This window comes from Sinisalibacter aestuarii, assembly GCF_027923545.1.
Classification (GTDB): domain Bacteria; phylum Pseudomonadota; class Alphaproteobacteria; order Rhodobacterales; family Rhodobacteraceae; genus Sinisalibacter; species Sinisalibacter aestuarii.
The window spans coordinates 66048-90728 of sequence record NZ_BROH01000001.1 but is presented as its reverse complement, the minus strand read 5'-3'; the positions used below and the strand labels follow the sequence as shown (position 1 = coordinate 90728).

General features: G+C 65.7%; 28 protein-coding genes, 1 other RNA gene and 1 pseudogene. 14 read left to right on the top strand and 16 right to left on the bottom strand.

Annotated elements, in window-relative coordinates:
* Positions 1 to 54: 54 nt before the first annotated feature.
* The 3 genes from lysA to argH all read right to left on the bottom strand — a co-directional run bounded on the left by lysA (position 55) and on the right by argH (position 3190).
* Positions 55 to 1320, bottom strand: coding sequence for a diaminopimelate decarboxylase (lysA, locus tag QMG28_RS00470; protein WP_281840189.1), 1266 nt, complete (start codon positions 1318 to 1320; stop codon positions 55 to 57).
* Positions 1321 to 1481: 161 nt separating this feature from the next.
* Positions 1482 to 1799 carry a DUF2834 domain-containing protein gene (locus QMG28_RS00465; RefSeq protein WP_281840188.1) on the bottom strand — a complete coding sequence of 106 codons (318 nt, stop codon included), beginning with the start codon at positions 1797 to 1799 and terminating at the stop codon, positions 1482 to 1484.
* On the bottom strand, positions 1799 to 3190 hold the full coding sequence (argH, locus tag QMG28_RS00460; RefSeq protein WP_281840187.1) for an argininosuccinate lyase: 1392 nt from the start codon (positions 3188 to 3190) through the stop codon (positions 1799 to 1801). The genes QMG28_RS00465 and argH overlap by 1 nt, the downstream gene beginning before the upstream one ends.
* 24 nt (positions 3191 to 3214) lie before the next feature.
* Here argH and QMG28_RS00455 point away from each other — a divergent pair, with 24 nt between their 5' ends.
* Positions 3215 to 3775, top strand: coding sequence for a TlpA disulfide reductase family protein (locus QMG28_RS00455; protein WP_281840186.1), 561 nt, complete (start codon positions 3215 to 3217; stop codon positions 3773 to 3775).
* Here the strand turns inward: QMG28_RS00455 and QMG28_RS00450 are convergent.
* The gene (locus QMG28_RS00450; RefSeq protein WP_281840185.1) at positions 3772 to 4326 is read right to left on the bottom strand and encodes a DNA-3-methyladenine glycosylase I; all 555 of its coding nucleotides are present in this window, start codon (positions 4324 to 4326) and stop codon (positions 3772 to 3774) included. The genes QMG28_RS00455 and QMG28_RS00450 overlap by 4 nt on opposite strands.
* Positions 4327 to 4442: 116 nt before the next feature.
* Here QMG28_RS00450 and QMG28_RS00445 point away from each other — a divergent pair, with 116 nt between their 5' ends.
* The 4 genes from QMG28_RS00445 to yddG all read left to right on the top strand — a co-directional run bounded on the left by QMG28_RS00445 (position 4443) and on the right by yddG (position 8469).
* Positions 4443 to 5282, top strand: coding sequence for an EAL domain-containing protein (locus QMG28_RS00445; protein ID WP_281840184.1), 840 nt, complete (start codon positions 4443 to 4445; stop codon positions 5280 to 5282).
* A 179-nt stretch (positions 5283 to 5461) separates the two neighbouring features.
* Positions 5462 to 6637, top strand: coding sequence for an acetyl-CoA C-acetyltransferase (locus tag QMG28_RS00440; RefSeq protein WP_281840183.1), 1176 nt, complete (start codon positions 5462 to 5464; stop codon positions 6635 to 6637).
* Between the two features lie 167 nt (positions 6638 to 6804).
* Complete coding sequence (locus QMG28_RS00435; protein ID WP_281840182.1) at positions 6805 to 7527, top strand: beta-ketoacyl-ACP reductase; 723 nt, start codon at positions 6805 to 6807, stop codon at positions 7525 to 7527.
* Positions 7528 to 7593: 66 nt separating this feature from the next.
* Complete coding sequence (yddG, locus tag QMG28_RS00430) at positions 7594 to 8469, top strand: aromatic amino acid exporter YddG (protein WP_281840181.1); 876 nt, start codon at positions 7594 to 7596, stop codon at positions 8467 to 8469.
* 18 nt (positions 8470 to 8487) lie between these two features.
* Here the strand turns inward: yddG and QMG28_RS00425 are convergent, their stop codons facing one another.
* The 3 genes from QMG28_RS00425 to QMG28_RS00415 form a co-directional block, all read right to left on the bottom strand.
* Entirely contained in the window at positions 8488 to 8655 is a 168-nt protein-coding gene (locus tag QMG28_RS00425; protein ID WP_281840180.1) for a YdcH family protein, read from the bottom strand.
* Positions 8656 to 8767: 112 nt separating this feature from the next.
* A complete protein-coding gene (locus QMG28_RS00420) occupies positions 8768 to 9529 on the bottom strand; it encodes a tRNA1(Val) (adenine(37)-N6)-methyltransferase (RefSeq protein WP_281840179.1) in 762 nt (253 codons plus the stop codon).
* 2 nt (positions 9530 to 9531) lie between these two features.
* On the bottom strand, positions 9532 to 9750 hold the full coding sequence (locus tag QMG28_RS00415; protein WP_281840178.1) for a putative signal transducing protein: 219 nt from the start codon (positions 9748 to 9750) through the stop codon (positions 9532 to 9534).
* Between the two features lie 75 nt (positions 9751 to 9825).
* On the opposite strand from QMG28_RS00415, the gene QMG28_RS00410 reads away from it, so the two are divergent.
* The 3 genes from QMG28_RS00410 (at position 9826) to QMG28_RS00400 (ending at position 11469) form a co-directional block, all read left to right on the top strand.
* Positions 9826 to 10821: a polyprenyl synthetase family protein gene (locus QMG28_RS00410; protein WP_281840177.1), complete on the top strand. Its 996-nt coding sequence runs from the start codon at positions 9826 to 9828 to the stop codon at positions 10819 to 10821.
* Positions 10822 to 10860: 39 nt separating this feature from the next.
* Entirely contained in the window at positions 10861 to 11094 is a 234-nt protein-coding gene (locus QMG28_RS00405) for a GlsB/YeaQ/YmgE family stress response membrane protein (RefSeq protein WP_281840176.1), read from the top strand.
* A 132-nt stretch (positions 11095 to 11226) separates the two neighbouring features.
* Complete coding sequence (locus tag QMG28_RS00400; RefSeq protein WP_281840175.1) at positions 11227 to 11469, top strand: hypothetical protein; 243 nt, start codon at positions 11227 to 11229, stop codon at positions 11467 to 11469.
* On the opposite strand, the gene rnhA is transcribed toward QMG28_RS00400, so the two are convergent.
* From rnhA to QMG28_RS00370, 6 genes are all read right to left on the bottom strand, one after another.
* Positions 11470 to 11922, bottom strand: a complete 453-nt coding sequence (gene rnhA / locus QMG28_RS00395; protein WP_281840174.1) for a ribonuclease HI — start codon at positions 11920 to 11922, stop codon at positions 11470 to 11472.
* On the bottom strand, positions 11915 to 12502 hold the full coding sequence (locus QMG28_RS00390) for a class I SAM-dependent DNA methyltransferase (protein ID WP_281840173.1): 588 nt from the start codon (positions 12500 to 12502) through the stop codon (positions 11915 to 11917). Before QMG28_RS00390 ends, rnhA begins: the two co-directional genes overlap by 8 nt.
* Before the next feature lies 1 nt (position 12503).
* The gene (locus QMG28_RS00385; protein ID WP_281840172.1) at positions 12504 to 13115 is read right to left on the bottom strand and encodes a LysE family translocator; all 612 of its coding nucleotides are present in this window, start codon (positions 13113 to 13115) and stop codon (positions 12504 to 12506) included.
* Complete coding sequence (locus QMG28_RS00380; RefSeq protein WP_281840171.1) at positions 13112 to 13711, bottom strand: class I SAM-dependent DNA methyltransferase; 600 nt, start codon at positions 13709 to 13711, stop codon at positions 13112 to 13114. The genes QMG28_RS00385 and QMG28_RS00380 overlap by 4 nt, the downstream gene beginning before the upstream one ends.
* Entirely contained in the window at positions 13708 to 14658 is a 951-nt protein-coding gene (ispH, locus tag QMG28_RS00375; protein WP_281840170.1) for a 4-hydroxy-3-methylbut-2-enyl diphosphate reductase, read from the bottom strand. Before ispH ends, QMG28_RS00380 begins: the two co-directional genes overlap by 4 nt.
* A gap of 132 nt (positions 14659 to 14790) precedes the next feature.
* Positions 14791 to 15372: a LabA-like NYN domain-containing protein gene (locus QMG28_RS00370; protein ID WP_281840169.1), complete on the bottom strand. Its 582-nt coding sequence runs from the start codon at positions 15370 to 15372 to the stop codon at positions 14791 to 14793.
* A 91-nt stretch (positions 15373 to 15463) separates the two neighbouring features.
* Between QMG28_RS00370 and folK the strand changes: the two genes are divergently transcribed.
* The gene (gene folK / locus QMG28_RS00365) at positions 15464 to 16069 is read left to right on the top strand and encodes a 2-amino-4-hydroxy-6-hydroxymethyldihydropteridine diphosphokinase (protein WP_307726330.1); all 606 of its coding nucleotides are present in this window, start codon (positions 15464 to 15466) and stop codon (positions 16067 to 16069) included.
* A gap of 8 nt (positions 16070 to 16077) precedes the next feature.
* On the opposite strand, the gene ffs is transcribed toward folK, so the two are convergent.
* Positions 16078 to 16176: signal recognition particle sRNA small type (gene ffs / locus QMG28_RS00360), an RNA gene on the bottom strand.
* A gap of 165 nt (positions 16177 to 16341) precedes the next feature.
* Positions 16342 to 18054 (bottom strand): annotated as a pseudogene (locus QMG28_RS20950) (5'-nucleotidase C-terminal domain-containing protein); the annotation flags it as partial.
* A 295-nt stretch (positions 18055 to 18349) separates the two neighbouring features.
* On the opposite strand from QMG28_RS20950, the gene nudC reads away from it, so the two are divergent.
* Positions 18350 to 19327 carry an NAD(+) diphosphatase gene (gene nudC / locus QMG28_RS00350; RefSeq protein ID WP_281840167.1) on the top strand — a complete coding sequence of 326 codons (978 nt, stop codon included), beginning with the start codon at positions 18350 to 18352 and terminating at the stop codon, positions 19325 to 19327.
* Positions 19328 to 19376: 49 nt separating this feature from the next.
* Positions 19377 to 19844: an SRPBCC family protein gene (locus QMG28_RS00345; protein WP_281840166.1), complete on the top strand. Its 468-nt coding sequence runs from the start codon at positions 19377 to 19379 to the stop codon at positions 19842 to 19844.
* Here the strand turns inward: QMG28_RS00345 and QMG28_RS00340 are convergent, their stop codons facing one another.
* Positions 19845 to 20687, bottom strand: a complete 843-nt coding sequence (locus QMG28_RS00340) for a prephenate dehydratase (protein WP_281840165.1) — start codon at positions 20685 to 20687, stop codon at positions 19845 to 19847. It lies immediately after the preceding gene.
* A gap of 144 nt (positions 20688 to 20831) precedes the next feature.
* On the opposite strand from QMG28_RS00340, the gene QMG28_RS00335 reads away from it, so the two are divergent.
* The 3 genes from QMG28_RS00335 (at position 20832) to QMG28_RS00325 (ending at position 24650) form a co-directional block, all read left to right on the top strand.
* The gene (locus QMG28_RS00335) at positions 20832 to 21371 is read left to right on the top strand and encodes a c-type cytochrome (protein ID WP_281840164.1); all 540 of its coding nucleotides are present in this window, start codon (positions 20832 to 20834) and stop codon (positions 21369 to 21371) included.
* 183 nt (positions 21372 to 21554) lie between these two features.
* Positions 21555 to 23456: an extracellular solute-binding protein gene (locus QMG28_RS00330; protein WP_281840163.1), complete on the top strand. Its 1902-nt coding sequence runs from the start codon at positions 21555 to 21557 to the stop codon at positions 23454 to 23456.
* Positions 23457 to 23486: 30 nt separating this feature from the next.
* Positions 23487 to 24650 (top strand): microcin C ABC transporter permease YejB, encoded by a 1164-nt coding sequence (locus QMG28_RS00325; protein WP_281840162.1) that lies wholly within the window; start codon positions 23487 to 23489, stop codon positions 24648 to 24650.
* Positions 24651 to 24681 lie beyond the last annotated feature (31 nt).

Here is a 24681-nt window from a genome sequence, read left to right as displayed (position 1 = left end):
ACGTTCCGTTTACGATCTCTGCGCCGTCGTTGGCCCCGGGCGCCGTCGACGCTCTCAGAGCCAGTCCGGCACCGTGTCGCGTGCGAGCATCTCTTCGTAGCTCGGCCGATGGCGGATCACCGCAAAGCGGTCGCCATCCACCAGCACCTCCGGGATCAGCGGGCGGGAATTGTATTCCGACGACATCACCGCGCCATAGGCGCCAGCCGAGCGGAAGGCGATCAGATCGTCCGGTGCAAGGCCGGGCAGGTTGCGCTGCCTGGCGAAGGTGTCGCCCGATTCGCAGACCGGGCCGACAATATCGTAGGGGGTCTGCTCGGCGCCCGGCGCGGCTTCGTTGACCGGCACGATATCGTGATGCGCCTCGTACATCGCCGGGCGGACGAGATCGTTCATCGCCGCGTCGACGATGAGGAAGTCGCGGCCCTCGCCGTGCTTGAGATAGATCACCGAGGCGACCATCAGCCCGGCATTGCCCGCGATCAGGCGGCCCGGCTCGATCTCGATCTCGCAGCCGAGATCGCCCACCGTTTCACGCACCACATGGCCGTAATCCACCGGCAGGGGCGGCGCGGCGTTCGAGCGTTCGTAGGGAATGCCGAGGCCGCCGCCAAGGTCGAGCCGGCGGATATCGTGCCCGTCTTCGCGCAACTGGCGGGTCAGCTCGGCCACCTTCTCGTAAGCCGCGCGATAGGGGGCGAGGTCGGTGAGCTGCGAGCCGATATGCACGTCGATCCCGACCACGTCGAGCCCGGGCAGCGCCGCGGCTTCGGCATAGACGGCGCGGGCCCTGGCGATCGGGATGCCGAACTTGTTCTCCGATTTGCCGGTGGCGATCTTGGCATGTGTCTTCGCGTCCACGTCCGGGTTGACGCGGAGGGTGACGGGGGCGGTTACGCCCAGGGCGTCGGCCACTTGCGACAGCGCGTGCATCTCCGGCTCGCTTTCGAGGTTGAACTGGCGGATGCCGCCGGTGAGTGCGAGCCGCATCTCTTCGCGGGTCTTGCCGACGCCGGAAAACACGATCCTGTCGCCCGGCACGCCCGCCGCCTTCGCGCGCATGTATTCACCGCCCGAGACCACGTCCATGCCGGCACCCATATCGGCCATGAGCGTGACCACGGCGAGGTTCGAATTGGCCTTCATCGCGTAGCAGACGAGGTGGTCCATGCCCGCCAGCGCCTCGTCGAACACCTGGAAGTGGCGGCGCAGCGTGGCGGCGGAATAGACGTAGAACGGCGTGCCGACGGCGGCGGCGATCTCGGGGATCGCCACGTCTTCGGCGTGGAGGATGCCGTTGCGGTAGTCGAAATGGTCCATGGCGGGTTTCCTTCGGGTCGGCGCGTCATAGCACAGGTGCAGGGCCATGCAACGAACGGTTTCGCGGCCTGGCCGCCGCGACCGGGCGGGGGCTCTGCCCCCGCACCCCCGGGATATTTGGGGCAAGATGAATGAGCAGGTTGCCCGGGCGGGTCGGCCGGTCAGGTCACGGCGCGGGTGCGCAGGAACAAATAGAGCGGCAGGCCGAAGGAGACGCCGACAAGGAATGTGGCGGGAATGGCGATAAGGGCGGTCCAGTTTTTGCGCACCAGCGTTTCGGCCACGATCCAGATGGTGAGCGCGGTGCCGGTGACGATGAGATCGGCGGTGAGGCCGCGCGTGGCGTCATTGGCGAGCCAGAGCGCGACCATGCCGGGCAGGGTGCCGCCCTCGCCGGTGAGATAGCGCACGATATGCCACATCGGCCAGACCGCGCCGATCGCGGCAAGAACCAGATAGGTGCGCCGCAGGCCGGACATCAGCCCAGCCGCGCGCGCCAGGCGGCGATCTGTTCGCGCACCCGGGCCGGCGCGGTGCCGCCATAGGACATGCGCGAGGCCACCGAGGCCTGCACCGTGAGCACGTCATAGACGCCTTCGGTGATCTGCGCGTTCACGCTCTGCATCTCGTCGAGCGAGAGGTCGGCAAGGTCGCAGCCCTTTGTCTCGGCCATCGCCACCAGCGCGCCGGTGGCGTGGTGAGCATCGCGGAACGGCAGGTTCGCCTCACGCACCAGCCAGTCGGCGAGGTCGGTGGCGGTGGAGAAGCCGCTGGCGGCGGCAGCTTCCAGCGCGTCGGGGTTGGCGGTGAGATCGGCGATCATGCCGGTCATCGCCGCGAGCGAGAGCATCAGCGTGTCGGCGGCGTCGAACACCTGTTCCTTGTCTTCCTGCGTGTCCTTCGCATAGGCGAGCGGCAGGCCCTTCATCACCGTGAACAGGGCGACGGTCGCCCCCAGCACCCGGCCGATCTTGGCGCGGATCAGCTCGGCGGCGTCGGGGTTTTTCTTCTGCGGCATGATCGAGGAGCCGGTGGAGAAGCTGTCGGACATGGTGACGAAGCGGAACTGGGCCGAGGACCAGATCACCAGCTCTTCCGATAGGCGGCTGAGGTGCATGGCGCAGATCGAGGCCGAGGTGAGGAATTCGAGCGCGAAATCGCGGTCCGACACGGCGTCGAGCGAATTGGCCATCGGCCGGTCAAAGCCGAGCGCCTCGGCGGTCATGTGCCGGTCGATGTTGAAGCCGGTGCCGGCAAGGGCTGCGGCGCCCAGGGGGCTTTCGTTCATCCGCGTGCGGGCATCGGTGAAGCGGCCGATATCGCGGGCGAACATCTCGACATAAGCCATCATGTGGTGGCCCCAGGTCACCGGCTGGGCGGTTTGCAGATGGGTGAAGCCGGGCATCACCCAACCGGCCCCCGCCTCGGCCTGATCGAGCAGGGTGCGGATCAATGCCTGAAGCCCCTCGATTGCGGCATCGTGTTGTTCACGCACCCAGAGGCGGAAATCGGTGGCCACCTGATCGTTGCGCGACCGCGCGGTGTGCAGCCGCCCGGCGGGCTCGCCGATGATCTCTTTCAGCCGGCTCTCGACATTCATGTGAATGTCTTCCAGCGCTTTGGAAAACTGGAACTCGCCAGCCTCGATCTCTGACAACACCGTGAGCAGGCCTTCCCGGATCGCTGCGGCCTCGTTATCAGTGAGGATGCCCTGCGCCGCCAGCATTGCGGCATGGGCGCGCGAGCCTTCGATGTCCTGGGCCGCGAGGCGCTTGTCGTAGTCGATCGAGGCGTTGATCGCCTCCATGATCGCATCGACACCCTTGGAAAAGCGCCCGCCCCACATCGCGTTGGCTTGTTTGTCAGTCATGGCTTTTGGCCCCGGGAGAGAAAAATGCTTCGTTCCGCCCTGCTATACGCGGCCCTTTTGTTCGGTGCAAATGCCGCCTTCGCCGCCGATCCGGCGGTGCTGGAGGCGCTGAAACAGGGCGAGATGAAACGGCTGGTGGTGCATGATGCGCCGAAGCCCTCCGGCCTGTCGGCCTTCACCGATCGTGACGGCGGCAGCCACAGCCTTGCCGACTGGCAGGGCAAGGTGGTGCTCCTGAATTTCTGGGCCGTCTCCTGCGTGCCCTGCCGCGAGGAGATGCCGGCGCTGAACGCGCTGGAGAAGGAGCTGGGCGGCGAGGATTTTGCGGTGGTGCCGGTGGCCTTCGGCTACAACCACCCCGGCGGGCTTGCGCGCTTCATCACCCAATACGAGATCGACGCGCTGCCGGTGCTGCTCGATCCCGACCGCAGGCTGTCCGCCGAGATGGGGGTGATCGCGCCGCCGGTGACGATGTTGCTCGACCGCGAGGGCAACGAGGTGGCCCGCTTCATCGGTGGCGCGGAGTGGGACAGCGACGAGGCCAAGGCGATCATCGCCACGCTGATCGCCGATCCGGCCAGCTAGACGCGCCGTGCCGGGCAGCCGGTGATGTGATCGTTCACCAGCCCGCAGGCCTGCATCCAGGCATAGACGATGGTCGGCCCGACGAAGCGAAAGCCGGCCTTGCGCAGATCCTTTGAGACCTGTTCCGAAAGCGGCGTAGAGGCGGGCACCTCGGCCAGCGAGGCAAAGCTGTTCACGATCGGCGCGCCGCCGACATAGCCCCACATCCGTTCAGAGAACGGCGCGGCACCGCCCATATCGAGATAGGCCCGGGCATTGCCGATGGTGGCCTCGATCTTGCCGCGGTGGCGGATGATCCCGGGGTTTTCCAGGAGCCGCGCCACCTCCGGCTCGCCCCAGCCGGCGATCACCGCCGGGTCGAACCCCTCGAAGGCTTCGCGAAAGGCGTCGCGCTTGCGCAGGATGGTGATCCACGAAAGCCCGGCCTGAAAGCCGTCGAGGATCAGCTTTTCCCACAGCGCGCGCCCGTCATATTCCGGCACACCCCATTCCTCGTCGTGATAGGCGACATAAAGCGGATCGTCTCCGCACCAGCCGCATCGCTCTGCCATTTTCGCCTCCACCGTCGTGCTCCTGCCTCAGAATGCCGAAAATTCTCCGCAAATCCAGAGTTTTACCGCTTGTTAGCGGGAATGGGCGAAGCTGCGGGCGATGTGACGAGGTGGCCATGCAAAACCCGACCCTTTTCGAACCCGCCGATCCCGATCCGGAATGGTCGAGCCCGCTTTCCATTGCCGTCGCCAGGCGCGATCAGGACATTGTGCAGATGGTGCGCCGCGCGGTGGAGCGGGGGCAGGTCATGCTTGCCTATCAGCCTGTGGTGCGCGCCGCCGATCCCGATGCGCCGGCATTTTACGAGGGGTTCGTCCGGGTGCTCGATCATACCGGGCGAATCATCCCGGCGGCGGATTTCATCGGCGTGGTCGAGGCGCAGGAGCTTGGGCGCCGGCTTGACACGATTGCGCTGCGCCTCGGGCTTGAGGCGCTGAGCGCCGAGCCGTCGCTGCGCCTGTCGATCAACATGTCGGCGCGCTCCATCGGCTATCCCGACTGGCTCGAAACGCTGCGCGCCGGGCTGCGGCGCGACGGGACCATCGGCGAACGGCTCATCCTCGAAATCACCGAGCGGACCGCCATCGCGATGCCGGATCTCGTGCAGGTCTTCATGCAGGAGATGCAAAAACACGGCGTCGCCTTCGCGCTCGACGATTTCGGCGCGGCCTATACCGCCTTTCGATATTTCAAGGATTTCTACTTCGATATCCTGAAGATCGACGGCGCTTTCATCCGCTCCATCGCCACCGATCCCGACAATCAGGTGATCGCCGGGGCGATGCTCTCGGTGGCCCATCATTTCGACATGCTGACAGTGGCCGAAAACGTTGAGACGGCGGCGGATGCGGCGTTTCTGATCGCGGCCGGGTGTGACCTGTTGCAAGGCTATTGCTTCGGCGCGCCCACCGTCCGCCCGTGGTGGTCCCGGCCGGATGAGTGCCGCCGCGCCTGAACCCGATCCGGCACGCAATTTTATTTCTCCGGCTTGATTAGTTCTGCGCCGCAGCATAAGCCTTGACCCCACTTGCTTGCTCGGCAGAAGCGCAATCGTTACCGTCCGATCCGTCGGGCGGCGCCGCCGCCAGCACAGGGGGGAGCGGCCAGAGGCGCCGGACAACAGGAGAGGAAAACATGACCAACGTCGTTATCGTTTCTGCCGCGCGCACGCCCGTGGGCAGCTTCAACGGGGCCTTTGCGAACACGCCGGCCCATGATCTGGGCACCGCCGTTCTGCAGGCCGCCGTGGCGCGCGCCGGGATCGAGGCGGGCGAGGTGAACGAGACGATTCTGGGCCAGGTGCTCACCGGAGGCCAGGGCCAGAACCCGGCCCGCCAGGCGCATATCAACGCCGGCCTGCCGATTGAAAGCGCGGCCTGGGGGATCAACCAGGTCTGCGGCTCGGGCCTGCGCGCTGTGGCGCTGGGCGCGCAGCACCTCCAGCTTGGCGATGCCGCCATCGTTGCCGTGGGCGGGCAGGAAAACATGAGCCTCAGCCCCCACGTCGCGCATCTGCGCGCCGGTCACAAGATGGGCGATACCAAGTTCATCGACTCGATGATCAAGGACGGGCTGTGGGATGCGTTCAACGGCTACCACATGGGCCAGACCGCCGAGAATGTGGCGGAGAAATACCAGATCACCCGCGAACAGCAGGACGAATTCGCGCTTGCGAGCCAGCTCAAGGCCGAAGCCGCGCAGAAGGCGGGCCGGCTTGCCGACGAGATCGTGCCCTTCACGGTGAAGACCCGCAAAGGCGAGATCGTCGTCGATCAGGACGAATATATCCGCCACGGCGCGACCATCGAATCGATGCAGAAACTGCGCCCGGCCTTCGCCAAGGACGGCACGGTGACGGCGGGCAACGCTTCGGGGATCAACGACGGCGCAGCGGCGCTGATTCTGATGACCGAGGATGAAGCGGCCCGGCGCGGGCTGGAGCCGCTGGCGCGCATCGCCTCCTGGGCCACGGCGGGCGTGGATCCGTCGATCATGGGCACCGGCCCGATCCCGGCGAGCCGCAAGGCGCTCCAAAAAGCGGGCTGGACGATCAACGATCTCGATCTGGTCGAATCGAACGAGGCCTTCGCCGCCCAGGCGCTGGCAGTGACCAAGGAGCTTGGCTGGGATCCGGAGATCGTGAACGTGAACGGTGGCGCGATCGCCATCGGCCACCCGATCGGCGCGTCGGGCGCGCGCATCCTCACCACGCTTCTGCACGAGATGAAGAAGCGCGAGGCCAGGAAGGGCCTGGCGACGCTGTGCATCGGCGGCGGGATGGGTGTTGCGATGTGCCTTGAACGCGCCTGATCCGGCGGTAAAATTGAACTTGGCAGGGGGGGCGCTTCGGCGCCCCGTTCGCGTAACAGACAAGGCTATTTCGCAGGTGCAGAAAATCCTTGCGCAACATTATTGCGTATGGTCTACCGGCACGAGCAACAGAGTTACTCACACGAATCGCGACAGGGAGACATATTATGGCACGGGTTGCACTGGTTACCGGCGGTACGCGCGGCATCGGCGCGGCGATCTCGAAGGCGCTGAAGGAGGCGGGCTACAACGTGGCCGCCAACTACGCCGGCAACGATGAGGCGGCGGCGAAATTCACCGAGGAAACCGGCATCGCCACCTACAAGTGGTCGGTCGCCGACTATGATGCCTGTGCCGAGGGTATCGCCAGGGTCGAGGCCGATCTCGGCCCGGTCGACGTGCTGGTCAACAATGCCGGCATCACCCGCGATGCGCCGTTCCACAAAATGACCCGCGAGCAATGGGCCCAGGTGATGGATACCAACCTGTCGGGCATCTTCAACATGACCCATCCGCTCTGGAACGGGATGCGCGAGCGCAAGTTCGGGCGGGTTATCAATATCTCGTCGATCAACGGTCAGAAGGGCCAGTTCGGGCAGGTCAACTACTCGGCGGCCAAGGCGGGCGATATCGGGTTTACCAAGGCGCTGGCGCAGGAAGGCGCGCGCGCGGGTATCACCGTGAACGCCATTGCGCCGGGCTATATCGGCACCGAGATGGTCATGGCCGTGCCGGAGAAGGTGCGCGAGGCGATCATCTCGACGATCCCGGTGGGCCGCCTTGGCGAGCCGGAAGAGATTGCGCGCGCGGTGGTTTTCCTCGCCTCCGACGAGGCCGGATTCGTCACCGGCTCGACGATGACCGTGAATGGCGGGCAATACCTCGCCTGAACCACATGGCGACGGAGTGAAGAACCGGCCTTTCGGGGCCGGTTTTTTCGTGCCAAGAGATCTGCCATGACCCGGACCGCCGCCACCCTGATCGGCTTCACCGCCGTGCTGCTCTGGTCGCTCCTGGCGCTGTTCACCGTGAGCACCGCGCCGGTGCCGCCATTCCAGCTGAACGCCATGACCTTCACGGTCGGCGGATTGGTCGGGCTTGTCTGGATCGGTGCCACGGGCGGCTTTGCGCAGCTCACCCGGGTGAGCTGGCGGGTCTATGTCTTCGGCACGCTGGGGCTGTTTGGCTATCACGCCTTCTACTTCACCGCGCTCCGGCTCGCGCCGCCCGCCGAGGCGGGGCTGATCGCCTATCTCTGGCCGCTGCTGATCGTGCTGTTTTCCGGGCTGCTGCCCGGCGAGACGCTGCGCCGCGGCCATGTGACCGGCGCGGTGATCGCCTTTGCCGGGGCCGCGCTGATCCTGACGGGCGGGATCACCGGCGGCGGCGAAGGCACGCTGGCGGGCTATGGTTTTGCCGCGCTCTGTGCGCTGACCTGGTCGGGCTATTCGGTGCTGTCGCGCCGCCTTGGCGCCACGCCCACGGCCAGTGTTGCGGTGTTTTGCCTTGCCACGGCGGCTCTGTCGGCGGGCGGACATGCTGCGTTTGAAGATACCGCCTGGCCCGAAACCGCGCTGGGCTGGGCGGCGGTCGCCGGGCTGGGGCTCGGCCCGGTGGGCCTTGCCTTCTACACCTGGGATGTGGGCGTGAAACGGGGCGATATCCAGCTGCTCGGCACGGCCTCCTATGCCGCGCCGCTGTTGTCGACGCTGATCCTGATCGTTTCAGGCTATGCCGAACCGCGCCGGGAAGTGGTGCTCGCGGCGGTGATGATCACGCTGGGTGCCGCCCTTGCGGCGCGCGCGGGGCAGGCCGCGCGCGCGGCCGGTTAGGCAGGCCGAACGGCGCCGTCAGCCGTGGGCCAGGCGCTCGATCTCTTCCTTCAGGCGAAGTTTTTCCTTCTTGAGGCTGGCAATTTCCAGATCGTCGCTCGATAGGGTTTGCTGGAGTTTCTCAACTTGCGCGGACAAGGCTTCGTGTTTCTTCCGAAGTTCGGTGATGTGCGCGTCAACACTCATGGCATTCTCCTTGTCATGTCCTGAAATCCTCACGTAATCAGTGCACCACAGATTTCGAGTCGTGTCACGATATCGTTGCGTTTCGGGCCTGCCCCGGCGCCTCGCAGCCGCCCTACCAAAGTGGCAGATGCGCGCCCTCGCGCAGAATGGCGGAGACCTCGGGGCGGTAGCTTTCACGGTCGCCCGAATGCTCGTCGCCCGCGTGCAGAACGAGGGGCGCGGCAAGGCGGAAGGCGCCGCGCCCGCCCTTGCGCGCCTGCACCAGAACGAGCACGGCAGCGCGGCCCTCGCGTGGGCTGAGCGGCTTGACCAGCACTGAACCGAGCCGCTCATCCATCCCGTTCAGGATCTCGGGCAGGCGCTCGGCCTTCTGGATCATGGTGAGGTGGCCGCGCGGCTTGAGGCGTTTGGTCGCGGCGTCGATCCAGGCGGCGAGCGGCGTGTCTTCAAACAGCGCATCGGCGCGGCCGGTATCTGCCGAGGTCGTCGACCGTTCGCGCAGGTGATAGGGCGGGTTCATGATGACGTGATCGAAGCTCTCGTCGCGCAGCTCGCGCGGCAGGTCGGTCAGATCGGCGCTGAACACATCCATGTCGATATCGTTGTCGAAGGCGTTCATCCGGGCCAGATCGGCATAAGCCTCCTGCCGCTCGACGCCCACCAGCGTCAGCCCGGCCACCCGCGCGCCGAGGCACAACGTGGCCGCGCCAACACCACAGCCAAGATCGAGCACGCTTTCCCCGGCCCGTGCTGCGACGGCAGCGGCGAGAAACACCGGATCCACCCCGGCGCGATAGCCGTCGCGCGGCTGGATCAGGGTGAGCCGCCCGCCCAGAAACCTGTCTTCTGTCAGATCGGCGGGGGCAAATCCCATCGTTATTCTTCCCTGCACTCGATGCCGTTATCCGTAAGCACCCGGCGCGCCTGCGCCAGATCGTCGGCATGAACCATAAGCCGGCGGGGTAAAATTCCTATTGATCCCTCAAGCGTGCTCATATGGACGTCGACCGCAAACGCCGCTATACCTTCGCCGTCCAGAAGTGCCGTGGCAAAGGCGATGATCGTCGGGTCTGTGGTGCGGAGAAGCTCGTGCATCCTCAGGGAGTTACCGGATTTCGTCCGGAAAGGCGAGGGGGCGGGCGAGGACGACGGGAACACGGAACGGTGACCATGCGGGACGAGATAGCGCACCGGCCACATGAGAGGCTGGCCGACCACCTCGCGCAAGACCTTGCGGAGGTGAATGCATTGATTCGGGAACGTATGAGTTCCGAACATGCCCCGCGCATTCCCGAAGTGACCGCGCATCTGATCGAAGCGGGCGGCAAGCGGCTCAGGCCGATGCTCACCCTCGCCTCGGCCCGGCTCATGGGCTATGGCGGCCCCTATCACGTGCATCTCGCAGCGGCGGTGGAATTCATCCATACCGCGACGCTCCTGCATGACGATGTGGTTGACGGCTCTGAAAAGCGGCGCGGGCGGCCAACGGCCAACCTCTTGTGGGACAACAAATCTTCCGTTCTTGTCGGGGATTATCTCTTTGCCCGGTCATTCCAGTTGATGACCGATGCCGGCAACATGCAGGTGCAGCGCATCCTCTCCAACGCGGCGGCGACGATCGCCGAGGGCGAGGTGCTTCAGCTGACCGCCGCGCAGAACCTGGCGACCGACGAAGGCACCTATCTGAAAGTGGTGCGCGGCAAGACGGCGGCGCTGTTTGCCGCCGCCTGCGAGGTGGGCGGCGTGATCGCCGGTGCCGGGGCGGATGCCGAGCAGGCGCTGCGCGACTACGGCGATGCGATGGGCATCGCCTTCCAGATCGCCGACGATCTGCTCGATTTCTGGGGCGGCGACGGGATCGGCAAGAACAAGGGCGACGATTTCCGCGACCGCAAGCTCACCCTGCCGCTGATCAAGGCCATCGCCCTGGCCGATGCCGGCGAGCGCGAATTCTGGGTGCGCACCATCGAGAAGGGCAAGCAGGTGCCCGAGGATCTCGGCGAGGCGCTCAGGCTGATGGACAAGCACGACACGCTGGAAGCCACCCGCGCGGCGGCGCTGGAATGGTCCGCCCGCGCCAAGGCCGCGCTCGAAACGCTGCCGGACGATCCGATCCGCCAGATGCTGGCCGATATTGCCGATTACGTGGTGGCGCGCGTCGCCTGAGGTTTTGCATTCGCGCCCCGGCACGCCCATATTCTCCCCATGCCTGTGCTTTTTCTCATCATCGTCGGCGCTGCTGCCGGCTTTGTCGCGACCCGGATCATGAAGCTTGAGACGGATGTGCTGACGACGATTGCCATTGGCGTCCTGGGCGCTGTGATCGGCGGGCTCGTGCTGCGCTTCCTCATCGCGCTGACCGGCATTGCCGCCGGATTCGTCGGCGCGGTGCTTGGCGCCGTACTGCTGATCTGGCTCTGGCGCATTTACGTGAAATAGCGCCACGCCCGATTCGTCCGCCCCTTCGGCAGCGGCGCAATCCGCCCTCCAAACAGTGCGCTTTGAGTTTGCGTCGTTTCGTCGCACTATGTGCGGGCGAACGGGCAAACCGTCATGTCTGTGGGAGGGACCATGACCATCATCATCTCGCTCATCGTCGGGTTCGGCCTGGCCTGGCTGATCAACTACGCCATCACCTTCCGCACCGGGAAGGGGCGCAACTTTGCCGTCTGTATCATCGGCGGGCTGATCGGCGGTGCGGTGATCCCCTGGCTCTTGCATGTGCCCAATGTCTGGACCGCGATTATCGGCTCGGCGATCGGGGTGGTCGTGCTGCTCTGGATCACGCTCCGGGTGACGGCGCGCACCGCCTGATCAGGGCTTGAACGGAGCCATGCCCTCGCGCGCCAGCTCGTCGGCGCGCTCGTTGCCGTCATGCCCGGCATGGCCCTTGATCCATTTCCAGTGAACCTCGTGGCGCGCCTGCGCCTCGTCCAGCCGTTGCCACAGATCGGCGTTCTTCACCGGCTTCTTGTTGGAGGTCTTCCAGCCGTTCCTCTTCCAGCCGTGGATCCAGCCGGTGACGCCGTTCTTCACATAGGCGGAATCGGTCACCACCGTGATCGCGGACGGGCGCTCCAGCACCTCCAGCGCCATGATTGCCGCCATCAACTCCATCCGGTTGTTGGTGGTCTCGGCCTCGCCGCCGCTGAGCGTGCGCTCCTTCAGCACGCGGTTGCCATCCTTGGCTTCGAGCAGAACGCCCCAGCCGCCGGGGCCGGGATTGCCGGAACAGGCCCCATCGGTATGGGCGACGAGATCAACCATTGGCGTGCATCCAGATGCCTTTGTACTTGGTGCCGTCGAGGCCGGTATCGGTGCGTGTCTCTCGGATCGTCGGGGTGAACCCGGCGGCTTCGAGCAGCGCGATCAGCTCGGCCTCGGTGTAATAGACGTAGAGCCGCCCGAGACTGTCGCGCTGTTCGCCGTCGCCCAGCTTCATGCCGATATGCAGCCGCCCGCCGGGCTTCAATGCCCGGTGAAGGCGGGCGAGCAGCCCCGGCATGTCGGCGCGTGGGGCGTGGAGCAAAGAATAGCTCGCCCAGACCCCGTCATAGATATCCCGCCCCTCGATCTCGTCGAAGCTGGCGCGGCGGGCGGGCACGCCAAGCTCGCGGGCGCGCGAGACCATGGCCGGCGCCGCATCCACCGCATCGACGGTGAAGCCCGCCTTGAGAAAACGGTGGGCGCTGTCGCCGGGGCCGCAGCCGAGATCGAGGATATGCGCGGCGCGCGGCAGCTCCGAGACGAACTCCGCCAGCCCCGGCTCGGCCTGCCGCCCGGTGCGCGCGGCATAGTCGTGGCTATGCGTCTCATAGGCCGCGATCGTCTCGTTATCGGTGCTCATCTCAGGCGCGCTCGAAGGCCAGTTTCAGCCCCAGCCCGGCAAAGCTGGCGGCGAAGGCGCGGCGCGCCCAGATCATCGCGCGGGGGCTTTCGAGCACCCGGTCGCGCGCCGAGGCGGCGAACAGGCCGTAGAGCACGAAGACGATGAAGGTCAGCGCCATGAAGACGCCGCCAAGCGTGAGCATCTCGGCGGTGGCCGTGGCGGCATCGCCCGAGAGGAATTGCGGCAGGAAGGCGAGGAAGAAGATCGAGAGTTTCGGGTTCAGCACGTTGATCAGCGTGCCGCCCAGAGCGACGCGCCAGAGCGCGCGCGGGGTCTCTTCCTGCTCGATCCTGAGCGGCCCGCTGTCTTTCAGCGTTGTCCAGGCGAGATAGAGCAAGAAGGCGACCCCGGCGAATTTGACCACCTGAAAGGCGAGGGCCGAGGTATGCAGAAGCGCGGCGAGGCCAAGCACGGCGGCCAGCATCGCGGGCACGATGCCGAAGGTGCAGCCCAGCGCGGCGGCCACGGCGGCGGTGCGGCCGCGGGTGAGCGCGGTGGCCAGCGTGTAGATGACGCCGGTGCCGGGCACGAGCACGACGATGAGCGCGGTCAGCAGAAATTCCGGGGTCATGGGAGCCTCCTCAGCAGCAGGGCGATGAACGGCTCTGTTTTGCCGCCCATGCCGGTTTGCGTGCCGGTCTCGGCATCCAGTTCCACAAATCCCGCCGCTTCGGTCAAACGGCGCAGGTCTTCGGGTGTGTAATAGGTATAGGCGCGGTCGAGATCGTCGCGCTGCTCGCCGGTGCCGGTCAGCATGGAGAGGTGGAACAGCCCCTCTGGCCGCAGCGCGCGGGCGATGGCCGCAAGGTGGCCCGGCATCTCGGCGCGCGGCGCGTGGAGGAGGGCGAAATTGGCCCAGACGGCATCATAGGCCGCCACTGCATCCAGCGCGTCGAACCCGGCATGAACGAAATGCGCCTCGGGGGCGAGGCGGCGGGCAACGTCGAGCAGGCTGGCGGAGGCGTCGAGCGCGGTCACGTCGAATCCCTCGCGGATGAGATGGGCCGCCGAAATGCCGGGGCCACAGCCGAGATCGAGCACCGAGGCTCCCGGCGCGAGCTGTGCCATGAACCGCGCCAGCGCGGGCGCGACGGGGCCATCGGCCCGAAGCGTGTCGAACCTTTTGGCGGCCTCGTCGTAGAACCGGATCGTGCCCGCGTCGCTCATGCGTCTTCGCGCAGCACGCGGGGCACCTTGAACTCCACGTGTTCCCGCGCGGTCTCCACCGTTTCCATCGTCACCTCGTAGCGGTCGCGGAAGGCGGCCACCACCTCGTCAACCAGCACTTCCGGCGCCGAGGCCCCGGCGGTGACGCCGACGCTGGCGATGCCATCGAGCGCGCGCCAGTCGATGCCGCCGGCATTGTCGACAAGCTGGGCGTAGGCACATCCCTTGGCGCGGGCGACCTCGACGAGACGGCGGGAATTGGACGAATTGGGCGAGCCGATCACCAGCAGCGCATCCACCTTCGGGGCGATCTGCTTCACCGCTTCCTGGCGGTTGGTGGTGGCATAGCAGATGTCTTCCTTGTGCGGGCCGACGATGGCGGGGAAGCGGGCTTTGAGGGCCGCGACGATATCCTTCGTGTCATCCACCGAGAGCGTCGTCTGGGTGATGAAGGCCAGCGCGTCGGGATCGCGCGGTTCCAGCGTGGCCACGTCCTCGACCGTTTCCACCAGCAGCACCTCACCCTCGGGAAGCTGACCCATCGTGCCGATCGTCTCGGGGTGGCCGGTATGGCCGATCATCACCATCTGCAACCCGTTATTGTGATGGCGCTCGGCTTCGATATGCACCTTGCTCACCAGCGGGCAGGTGGCATCGACATAGATCATCTCACGCCGGCCGGCCTCGGCGGGCACCGACTTGGCCACGCCATGCGCCGAAAAGATCACCGGGCGGTCGTCGGGGCATTCGGTCAGCTCCTCGACGAAGACCGCGCCCTTTGCGCGCAGCCCGTCGACCACGAACTTGTTGTGCACGATCTCATGGCGCACATAGATCGGCGCGCCCCATTTCTCGATCGCCATTTCAACGATCTTGATTGCCCGGTCCACGCCGGCGCAAAAGCCGCGCGGGGCGGCGAGGTAGAGGCTGAGGGGCGGCTTGGTCATGGTGGCTCTCCTGTTCGCCTCATGGGTATTCGCTTGGGGCTGGCGCGTCCAGAGCCTGCCCGTCACGTCCTGGTGCAAATGAAAACCCCCGGCCGAGTGAAGCCGGGGGTTCGTGCAGGCCATGTGCTGCGATCAGGCGTCGATATCTTCGTCGAAATCCTCGGCCCGCTCATCTTCGCGGGGTTCGCGCGGCGGGCGGCCGATCACTTCGCGCAACTCGTCGAGCTCGATGAAATTATCGGCCTGGCGGCGCAGCTCGTCGGCGATCATCGGCGGCTGGCTGCGGATGGTCGAAACCACCGACACCCGCACGCCCTTGCGCTGCAGCGCCTCGACGAGCGGGCGAAAATCGCCGTCGCCGGAGAACAGCACGATGTGATCCACATGGGGGGCGATCTCCATGGCATCGACGGTGAGTTCGATGTCCATATTGCCCTTCACCTTGCGGCGCCCACTGGAATCGGTGAACTCCTTGGCCGGCTTCGTCACCATCGAGAAGCCGTTGTAGTGCAGCCAGTCCACCAGCGGCCGGATCGGCGAGTAATCGTCGTTTTCCAGCAGAGCGGTATAGTAGAAGGCGCGAAGAAGTTTGCCCCGGCGCATGAACTCCTGCCGAAGGAGCTTGTAGTCGATGTCGAATCCGAGCGACTTGGCTGCCGCATAAAGGTTCGAGCCGTCGATAAACAGCGCGAGACGTTCGTCTCTGTAAAACATTTTTGTTCCTTCCGAATCCTCGTCGCCGGTACTGGCGGTGAGTGGTAAGAAATAATGAGCACCGGCGCAGGTGGGGGAAACATAAGGAATCGTGCAGGTGACGCAAGCGACCAAAGGGTCATATACGGGCGGAAATACGCTGGTTGCGTTGGGCAGTAACGCAACGTCACAACATGGAACGCCCAGAGAGACTGTCGAAAAGGCTGTTGCGGCGCTCAATGCCGGCCCTGTGCACGTTGTCGCAACAAGCCGTTTCTACCTCACCCCGTTCATTCCGGTCGGTCAGGGGGCCGATGTGGTGAATGCCGTGGCTCTGGTGGAAACCGCACTGCCGCCCGAGGCGCTCCTCGCCCATCTCCACGCGGTCGAGGCGCGGTTTGACCGCGAGCGCGGTACGCGCTGGGGTGATCGGACGCTGGATCTGGATATCGTGGCGATGGGCGATCTCGTCCTGCCGGATGCCGCGACGGTCCGCCGGTGGATGGATCTCGCCCCGGAGCGGCAGAAGCGGGAGGCGCCGGATCGGCTGATCCTGCCGCATCCCCGGCTTCAGGACCGGGCATTCGTGCTGGTGCCCGCCGCCGACATTGCGCCCGATTGGGCGCATCCGCTGACCGGGCAAACGATCCGCAACATGCGCGATGCGCTGCCCGGAGACGAGGTTGCCGCCGTGCGGGTGCTGGAAGAGCGGCCCTGAATCGGGGGAAGTGAGAGGCTGGACATCGACCCAAGCGGGGCTCGTTACGGCTGCTTCCTTCCGGACCTGACCGGGTTGGCGAGGTGCTTGCCCGCGCCAACCTCTCGACCGGCGATATAGGAAACCCGGCCGCCGAGCGCAAGACGGTAGCTGCGGAAGCCATCCGCCAGCAGCGGGCCGGGCCGGATCAGTTCCGACAGGGCGGGCGCGTCCTCCACCACCTCCGCGGCTTGCGGCGACGAGGCGAAGAGCGCGGTGGCGCCAGGCACCGGGCCGAACCGCCAGCTTGCCCGCAACGGCCCATCGACCGGCCCGGTTTCGGCAAGATAGGCGGCGATGATCTCGCGGATGTCATGCCCCGGTTCAAATGCGATCCGCTCCGGTGCCGGTGCGGGATAGCCGCCACGGCCCGCCGCACGATAGGTGGTGGTGGCCAGCAGCACCTCGTCGCTCATCCCGAGGCGCTGCCCGTCTACCGTGAGGTTGCGGATTCTGTTGGCGCGCGGCGTCCGCAGCGTGCCGTCAGGCGCGAACCGGGCCTCGACCGAGAGGTCGATCTCGTAGTCGCAGCCCGCCAGCGTCTCGAACGTATAGAGCGGCGTTGTGGGGTCGAGCAGCGGCTGGTCGCCGCCGAACGGGCGGATCCGGTTGAAGACCGAGGCCGAGCGCTCAAGCCAGTTGCTCAGCTCCGCCCCGGTCATGCGCAGGATGCAGAGCGTATTGGGATACAGGTAAAGGTCGGTCACCCCGTGGCGGGTGATCGGGCCGGGCGGAATGTCGGTGTAATAGCCCGGGCCGCCGCGCCCGCCCGCCTTGAACGGAGCGGTGGCGGTGAGGCGGGGCAGATGCGCCAGCGGGCCATCGGCCAGTTCGCGAGCGACCCACCAGTCAAGCGCGCGATGCACCACGTCGAGCGCGGGCGACGGCGCGGCGGCGGCGAAGTAGCTGTGCAGCCGGTGGCGGGTTTCGCCGCAGCTATGTTGTGACTGGCCGATGATCGTGCGGTGCAGATTGTTGAGCATCCGCAGGATGGCCCGATCCGGCGCGACGGTGGGCCGGGTCTCGCCGCTTGCCGGGTTGCGCAGCGAAATGGGGCGCGCTTCGATACGCGCGTCCTGCACCGTCACGCCCTTCGGCCCGATCGTCAGCGACAGGTCGATCACGCCCAGATGCGAGCCCCAGAACCCGGGCACCACCGTGGGCGTGCCATGGATGCGCCCGGTCTGCGGGTCGGCCCCGGCGGGCCAGTCGGCCCGGTCGCCCCGGGGAAAAACCTGGTGCGCATGGCCGCCGACGATCGCGTCGATCCCCGGGATGCGGGCAAGCGGGAGCAGAGCGTTTTCCATCCCCGGGCGGTGCGTGGCCGGGCCGATGCCGGAATGGGCGAGGATCACCACCAGATCGGCGCCGAGCGCGCGCAATTGCGGCACGGCGATTTCGGCCGTGGCCACGATATCGCGGATTTCGGCGCGGAAGGCGCTGCCGCGAAGCCCGGTGATCGAGCCGGGCGGCAGAAAACCAAGAAGCCCGATCGTCACCTTATGGGCCTTGCCGGCGGTGTCGGTCAGCCACCGCTCGATCAGGGCGAAGGGTTGCGAGGCGGGGATCGGGCGCGGCCCGGCAGGCCCGGCGCGCGGCACCAGCGACAGGTTGGAGATCACCACCGGAAAGGGCGCATGTGCCAGAACATGCCCCAGATATTCGGCGCCGTGGTCGAAATCGTGGTTGCCGAGCGTGATCGCATCGACCCCGAGCGCGGCCATGGCGGCGACGATGGGGTGACGCCCACGCAGCTCGCGGCGGCCCCGCATCACATCGCGCAGCACCGCGTCGCCCATCGGATTGCCGTGCAGAAAGTCGCCATTGTCGAACAGCAGCGCGTTATCGGCCTGCGCCCGCGCGGCGCGGATCAGCGATGCGGTGCGCGCCAGCCCGGTGGTGACCGAGGGCATGTTCGACAGATAATCGTAGGGCAGGATGTGCATATGCACATCCGTTGTCGCCATAAGGCGCAGTTCAATCCGTGGCAGCGTGTTGCCGGTGCTCTCCCGAGCGGGCGCTGTCATGCCAGACACACCTTTTCAATTGCCCCAAGGCCATAGGCTGGTTCACTTGATGCGGCCGCATCATCACTCGTACAACACAAATCGGAAAATATAGAACAACCTTAAGGCGATCAATACATACGTATTCAACTACCGCGATCAGCTCGGGAAATTGACAAGTGTGGCCCACCGCCCCTATCGGGATTGGCGTAACGGCTTGTGCGGGGTGTATCGGATGAAAGTGGCGGAGCAGGTCAGCCTTGGCGGTGGCGGGCTCGACCGGCGGGCGGATCGGCGCGCGCAGGCTGGTGAGCTGTGGCAGGCGCCGGGCGCGCGCGTGCTTCCTCTCTGGCGCGGCAGGCCGCTGGTGGCCGGCGATGGTACGGCCCGGCCGCTCGGACTTGCCACGCTGGCGCCGGCAGATGCCTTTCTGGACGAGGCCGGGGGCGAGACGGTTTATCTCGGCGAGGCGGGGGCCGCACCGCTCTTTGCGCGCGATGTGTCGGGCTGGCAGCCCGACAGCGAGGTGGTGCTCGATGCCGGGCCGGGCCGGGCCGGCGCGGACCAGCCCGCGCCCGCACTGACCGGTCTGCCGTCGGATGCGCGCTTTGCCGATCTGCGCGCGGTGTTTCCCGCGCTCGACCCGTTCGACGCCGAATGCGCGGTGACCGCCAAGGGCATTCTCGAATGGCACCGCACGCACAGCTTCTGTGCCCGCTGCGGTGCGCCCTCGGTCGCGGCGGACGGGGGCTGGCGGCGCGACTGCCCGTCCTGCGCCCGAGCGCATTTTCCGCGCACCGACCCTGTGGTCATCATGCTGGTCACACGCGGCAACGAGCTTCTGATCGGGCGCTCGCCGGGCTGGCCGGAGGGGTTTTACTCGCTTCTGGCAGGCTTCATGGAACCGGGCGAGACGGTGGCCGCCGCCGTGCGCCGCGAGGTGGCGGAGGAAACCGGCATCGCCGTGGGCGAGGTGCGCCTGCTCGCGAGCCAGCCCTGGCCCTTCCCGGCCTCGCTCATGATCGGCTGCATCGGCACGACGCAGAGCACCGCGATCACGCTCGATCCGAAAGAGCTGGACGATGCGCTGTGGATCGGGCGCGAGGAACTGATGGATGTATTCGCCGGACGCCACCCGCGCATCGCAACGCCGCGCCGGGGCGCCATCGCCCATTTCCTGATGAAGATGTGGCTTGCGGACAGGCTTGATTGAGGCGACATTCCCCGCCGGGGCACAGTAGCAAGTAACCGGGATCAGACACATGAAAATGGCGACCCGCGAAGACATCGCGGCACCGATCGAAGCAGTATTCGAGCAGATCTCCGATTTTGACGGTTTCGAGCGCGCGGCCATGCGGCGGGGCGCTGAAGTTGTACGCACCGATACGCTGAGCGCGCCCGGCCCCGGCATGTCGTGGCGGGCCGGCTTCGACTATCGCGGCAAGGCGCGCAAAGCCAATATCGAGCTTTCGGATTACGAAGTGCCCGAACGGGTGCGCGCCCGGGTGCAGTCCACCGGCATCGAGATGGAAGTGGTTGTCGAACTGGTGGCGATGTCGCGCAGCCGCACCCGGATGAACCTGACGCTCGACGCCCGCCCGCGCACCATTCCGGCGCGGCTGATGATCCAGTCGCTGAAACTGGCGCGTCAGTCGGTGCTGAAGCGGTTTCGCCGCCGGGTGGCCGATTATGCCGCCGATCTTGAGGAGCGCCTGCGCGACCGCGGCTGATCAGCCGGTGCTGTGGCGGCGCGGATCGGCGGGATAGACGCCGAGAATGTCCAGATTATGGGTGAAATACTCAAGCTCTTCGAGCGCGAGTTGCACCGACCGGTCGTCGGGATGGCCCTCGATATCGGCATAGAACCGCGTCGCGGTGAAGCTGCCGTCGATCATGTAGCTTTCCAGCTTGGTCATGTTCACGCCATTGGTGGCGAAGCCGCCCATGGCTTTGTAGAGCGCGGCGGGAATGTTGCGCACTTCGAAGACGAAGGTGGTCATCATCCCGTCATTGCCGCGCCGGGTCATGTCGAGCTCGCGGCCCATGATCACGAAGCGCGTGGTGTTGTGGCCGTGATCCTCGATGTCGCGTGCGAGAACGTCGAGCCCGTAGATATCGGCGGCGAGGGCTGAGGCCAGCACGCCCTGATCCGCGGTGCGGTGCAGTGCCAGCTCGGCGGCCGCGCCGGCGCTGTCGGCGGCGGCATGGCCGGTGATGCCATGCGCCTTCAGGAACTTGGCGGATTGCGGCAGCAGCACGAGATGGGCGCGCACATCCGTGATGTCATCGAGTTTGCTGCCGGGCAGGCCGAGCAGGCTGATGCGCACGCGCACGAATGCCTCGTCGAGAATATGCAGCCCGCTTTCGGGCAGAAGGCGGTGAATATCCGCAACCCGCCCGTAGGTCGAGTTTTCGACCGGCAGCATCGCCTGGTCCGCGTCGCCCTCGCGAACGGCGGCGATCACGTCTTCGAAGGTGCGGCAGGGCAGGGCCTCCATATCGGGACGCGCGTTGTGGCACGCCTCGTGCGAATAGGCGCCGGGTTCTCCCTGGAAGGCGATCTTGCCCTTCATGCCGATGCTCCCTTCTTGCCGGTTTTCCGCGCTTCCTGGCCGCATTTGCGGCCCTCAGGCATTTGGTCGCGCCTCATATCGCTTGAAACGAGGCAAGGGAAGCGGATAGAAGGCGTGGGACTCAGGGAACCTACGGACCGCGACATGTTCAACACAACCAACTTGATCAAGCTCGGCGCCAGTGTCGCCGGAGCGCTTCTTATCCTCCTTTTCGTGAACTGGGGGGCCTCGGCGCTCTACCGGGTTGTCGAGGAATCGCACGGCGACGAGGAACAACACGCCACCCAGGGCTACGTGATCGCGCCCGACGGTGCGGGCGAAGACGAGCCGGCTGAGGAAGAGGTCGAGGTGGCCTTTGCCGACGTGTTTGCCGCGGCCGATCCGGCGGCGGGCGAGAAGGTCTTTGGCAAGTGCAGGGCCTGCCACAAGCTTGAAGACGGCGCCAACGCCACTGGCCCGTCGCTCTACGGCGTTGTCGATCGCGCGATTGCCGAGGAGCCGGGCTTTAGCTATTCCGATGCGCTGCTGGGCCTGCAGGGCGGCACCTGGACGCCGGAAGAGATCGACGCCTATGTGACCAACCCGAAAGAATACGCGCCGGGCAACAAGATGACCTTTGCCGGTCTCAAGAAGATCGAAGACCGCGCCAACCTGATCGCCTATCTCGCCACCATCGGCGGCTGATCGGAACACTGCATTGGCAAGCGGCCGCGCCGGGCAACCGGTGCGGCCGTTTCCGTTTTCGGCCCCGGATTGGCAGTGATGACGATCCAATCACGAATTCTCGCCTTGAATACGAGCGGTGCGCCGCTTTAGCTTGGAATGTAACGAAATCGGCACCAAGCCCGTTCGCAGGGAGGATCCCCTATGCACCGCAAGACCGCGCCCGTCCGCGCCGAGGCCCGGACCCGTTCCGCCGCGCTGGAGTTTTTCCACCTGCTGCCACCGGCGGCCGCCGCGCTGCTGTTTACCACCCTCGCCGCTCTGGCGCAGGACAATGTAAAATCGCATGCCTTCTCGTATTTCGGCACGCCGAAATACGCCGCCGATTTCGCGCATCTCGACTACGTCAATCCCGACGCGCCGAAAGGCGGCGAGATCGCGCTCTGGACGATGGGCACGTTTGACAGCTTCAACCCCTACAGCCGCAAGGGCGTGGCCGCCTGGGGCGCCTCCATCGGCGTCGAGCGGCTGATGGCCGAGACCAGCGACGAAATCGGCACCTCCTACTGCCTGATCTGCGAAACGCTGGAATATCCCGAAGACCAGTCCTGGGTGATTTTCACCCTCCGGCCCGAGGCGAAATTCGCCGATGGCACGCCGGTGACGGCGGATGACGTGGTTTTCACTCACAACCTGTTCATGGAGCAGGGCCTGCCGAGCTTCCGCGAGGGCGTGGCGCGGATCATCTCCGGTGTCGAGGCGCTGGATGAGGCGCGAGTCAAATTCACCTTCCTGCCCGACAGCACCAAGCGCGACCGGATCGGCCAGGCCGGCAACACCCCGGTGCTGTCGCGCGCCTTCATGGAGGCGAATGCCTACCGGCTCGACGAGAGCAACGACATCCCGATCCTCGGCACCGGCGCCTATGTGCTCGACAGCTACGAGACCAATGAGCGCATCGTCTACCGGCTGAACCCCGATTACTGGGCGAGTGAGCTGCCGTTCATGAAGGGGCGCAACAATTTCGGCTCGATCCGGATGGAATATTTCGCCGACAGCGATGCCGCCTTCGAGGGCTTCAAGGCCGGCGCCTATACGTTCCGCATCGAGAACAGCTCGAAGCAATGGGCGACCGGCTACGAGTTCGACGCGGTGACCAACGGCACCATCGTCACGGCCGAACTGCCGGATGGTTCACAGGCGTCGGGCCAGTCCTTCGTGTTCAACCTGCGCCGCGACAAGTTTCAGGATATCCGGGTGCGTGATGCGATCAGCCGGATGTTCAACTTCGAATGGTCGAACGAAACGCTGTTTTACGGCATCTATGCCCGGATCACCGGCTTTGCCACGAACTCCTATAACGAGGCCACGGGCATGCCGGGCCCCGATGAGCTTGCAGTGCTGGAGCCGTTGGCCGACATTCTGCCCGCCGGCGTGCTGACCGACGAGGTGGTGATGCCGCCCGTATCCGGCGCGCGCCAGCTCGACCGCGCACAATTGCGCGAAGCCTCGGCGCTGCTGGACGAGGCCGGCTGGCTCGTGGGCGACGATGGCATCCGCCGCAACGAGGCGGGCGAGACGCTGAAGGTCGAATTCCTCGAATATTCGCCAAGCTTCGACCGGGTGGTGCAGCCCTTTGTGGAAAACCTCAAGGCGCTGGGTGTGGAGGCATCGCTGAACCGCGTCGACACCGCGCAATATATCGAGCGCACCCGCAGCTTCGACTATGACATCATCACCGATCACCTCTCGATCGGTTACGAGGCGGGGTCGGGGCTGGAGCAGGCCTTCGGCTCGCAAGAGGCCGAGTTCAGCCTGTTCAACCCGGCGGGCATCGGCCACCCGGCCATCGACGCGCTGATCAAGGTCGCCTCGAACGCGGAGAGCCAGGACGACATGATCTCGGCGATGAAGGCGCTCGACCGGACCATGCGCGCGCTCAAATTCGTTACGCCGCAATGGTACAAAGACCTCTATACCGTGGCGTATTTCGACATGTTCGAACACCCGGAGACGATCCCGCCATACAGCCTTGGCTATCTCGACTTCTGGTGGTTCAACCAGGATAAATACGAGGCGCTGAAAGCGTCCGGCGCGTTGCGCTGACCGGGCAGGAGCGGGCAAGACAGGAGCGACATGGGCGCTTACATCCTCCGGCGGATATTGCTGATCATCCCGACATTGTTCGGAATCATGGTCATCAACTTCACGCTGACACAATTCGTCCCCGGCGGGCCGATTGAGCAGATCATCGCCCAGATGGAGGGTGAGGGCGACGTGTTCGAGGCGATCTCGGGCGGCGGCCAGGAGGCGTCGGGCGGCGGCAGCGGTGGCGGCGGGAGCGATGAGAGCTACCTCGGCGCACGCGGGCTGCCGCAGGATTTTCTGGACAGGCTCGAAATCGAAATGGGTTTTGCCCGCATCGTCTGCGAGCCCGGTTTTCAGGGCACACCCACGGTCACGGACCCGGCCTGCGTGAAGGAAGATATCCCCGCGCTCGAACGCTTCCTGATCATGATGGGCCGCTATCTGCGGCTCGATTTCGGCGAGAGCTACTTCCGCTCCATCGGCGTGTTCGAACTGATCGCCGAAAAGCTGCCGGTCTCGATCACGCTGGGCCTGTGGTCGACGCTGATCGCCTATTTCGTCTCGATCCCGCTCGGCATCAAGAAAGCGGTGCGCGACGGCTCGCGGTTCGACACGATCACCTCGGGCCTGATCATCGTCGCCTATGCGATCCCCGGCTTCCTCTTCGCCATCCTGCTGCTCGTGCTCTTCGCCGGCGGCAGCTACTGGCAGATCTTCCCGTTGCGCGGGCTGACATCGGACAATTGGGAAGAGCTGAGCGTGATCGGCAAGGTGCTCGACTATTTCTGGCACATCTCTCTGCCGGTGCTGGCCTCGACCATTGCCAGCTTCGCCACGCTGACGCTGCTGACGAAGAACTCCTTCCTCGACGAGATCAAGAAGCAATACGTCATCACCGCGCGGGCCAAGGGGCTTTCGGAAAGCCGGGTGCTCTACGGCCACGTTTTCCGCAACGCGATGCTCATTGTGATCTCGGGCTTTCCCGCACTCTTCATCGGCGTCTTCTTCGGCGGCTCGCTGATCATCGAGACGATCTTTTCGCTCGACGGGCTGGGGCGGCTTGGGTTCGAGGCGGCGGTGGCGCGCGATTACCCGATCATCTTCGGCACGCTCTTCGTCTTCGGCCTTGTCGGGCTGCTTGTCGGTATCCTGTCGGACCTCATGTATGTGTTTGTCGATCCGCGGATCGACTTCGAGCGGCGGGAGGGCTGAGGCATGGACAATCATCAGGCTATCGCCGACG

Bases quoted from the DNA above. Each gene is read 5' to 3' on its own strand.
- lysA (WP_281840189.1), bottom strand. From the start codon at position 1,320: ATGGACCATTTCGACTACCGCAACGGCATCCTCCACGCCGAAGACGTG.
- QMG28_RS00465 (WP_281840188.1), bottom strand. From the start codon at position 1,799: ATGTCCGGCCTGCGGCGCACCTATCTGGTTCTTGCCGCGATCGGCGCG.
- argH (WP_281840187.1), bottom strand. From the start codon at position 3,190: ATGACTGACAAACAAGCCAACGCGATGTGGGGCGGGCGCTTTTCCAAG.
- QMG28_RS00455 (WP_281840186.1), top strand. From the start codon at position 3,215: ATGCTTCGTTCCGCCCTGCTATACGCGGCCCTTTTGTTCGGTGCAAAT.
- QMG28_RS00450 (WP_281840185.1), bottom strand. From the start codon at position 4,326: ATGGCAGAGCGATGCGGCTGGTGCGGAGACGATCCGCTTTATGTCGCC.
- QMG28_RS00445 (WP_281840184.1), top strand. From the start codon at position 4,443: ATGCAAAACCCGACCCTTTTCGAACCCGCCGATCCCGATCCGGAATGG.
- QMG28_RS00440 (WP_281840183.1), top strand. From the start codon at position 5,462: ATGACCAACGTCGTTATCGTTTCTGCCGCGCGCACGCCCGTGGGCAGC.
- QMG28_RS00435 (WP_281840182.1), top strand. From the start codon at position 6,805: ATGGCACGGGTTGCACTGGTTACCGGCGGTACGCGCGGCATCGGCGCG.
- yddG (WP_281840181.1), top strand. From the start codon at position 7,594: ATGACCCGGACCGCCGCCACCCTGATCGGCTTCACCGCCGTGCTGCTC.
- QMG28_RS00425 (WP_281840180.1), bottom strand. From the start codon at position 8,655: ATGAGTGTTGACGCGCACATCACCGAACTTCGGAAGAAACACGAAGCC.
- QMG28_RS00420 (WP_281840179.1), bottom strand. From the start codon at position 9,529: ATGGGATTTGCCCCCGCCGATCTGACAGAAGACAGGTTTCTGGGCGGG.
- QMG28_RS00415 (WP_281840178.1), bottom strand. From the start codon at position 9,750: ATGCACGAGCTTCTCCGCACCACAGACCCGACGATCATCGCCTTTGCC.
- QMG28_RS00410 (WP_281840177.1), top strand. From the start codon at position 9,826: ATGCGGGACGAGATAGCGCACCGGCCACATGAGAGGCTGGCCGACCAC.
- QMG28_RS00405 (WP_281840176.1), top strand. From the start codon at position 10,861: ATGCCTGTGCTTTTTCTCATCATCGTCGGCGCTGCTGCCGGCTTTGTC.
- QMG28_RS00400 (WP_281840175.1), top strand. From the start codon at position 11,227: ATGACCATCATCATCTCGCTCATCGTCGGGTTCGGCCTGGCCTGGCTG.
- rnhA (WP_281840174.1), bottom strand. From the start codon at position 11,922: ATGGTTGATCTCGTCGCCCATACCGATGGGGCCTGTTCCGGCAATCCC.
- QMG28_RS00390 (WP_281840173.1), bottom strand. From the start codon at position 12,502: ATGAGCACCGATAACGAGACGATCGCGGCCTATGAGACGCATAGCCAC.
- QMG28_RS00385 (WP_281840172.1), bottom strand. From the start codon at position 13,115: ATGACCCCGGAATTTCTGCTGACCGCGCTCATCGTCGTGCTCGTGCCC.
- QMG28_RS00380 (WP_281840171.1), bottom strand. From the start codon at position 13,711: ATGAGCGACGCGGGCACGATCCGGTTCTACGACGAGGCCGCCAAAAGG.
- ispH (WP_281840170.1), bottom strand. From the start codon at position 14,658: ATGACCAAGCCGCCCCTCAGCCTCTACCTCGCCGCCCCGCGCGGCTTT.
- QMG28_RS00370 (WP_281840169.1), bottom strand. From the start codon at position 15,372: ATGTTTTACAGAGACGAACGTCTCGCGCTGTTTATCGACGGCTCGAAC.
- nudC (WP_281840167.1), top strand. From the start codon at position 18,350: ATGAAAGTGGCGGAGCAGGTCAGCCTTGGCGGTGGCGGGCTCGACCGG.
- QMG28_RS00345 (WP_281840166.1), top strand. From the start codon at position 19,377: ATGAAAATGGCGACCCGCGAAGACATCGCGGCACCGATCGAAGCAGTA.
- QMG28_RS00340 (WP_281840165.1), bottom strand. From the start codon at position 20,687: ATGAAGGGCAAGATCGCCTTCCAGGGAGAACCCGGCGCCTATTCGCAC.
- QMG28_RS00335 (WP_281840164.1), top strand. From the start codon at position 20,832: ATGTTCAACACAACCAACTTGATCAAGCTCGGCGCCAGTGTCGCCGGA.
- QMG28_RS00330 (WP_281840163.1), top strand. From the start codon at position 21,555: ATGCACCGCAAGACCGCGCCCGTCCGCGCCGAGGCCCGGACCCGTTCC.
- QMG28_RS00325 (WP_281840162.1), top strand. From the start codon at position 23,487: ATGGGCGCTTACATCCTCCGGCGGATATTGCTGATCATCCCGACATTG.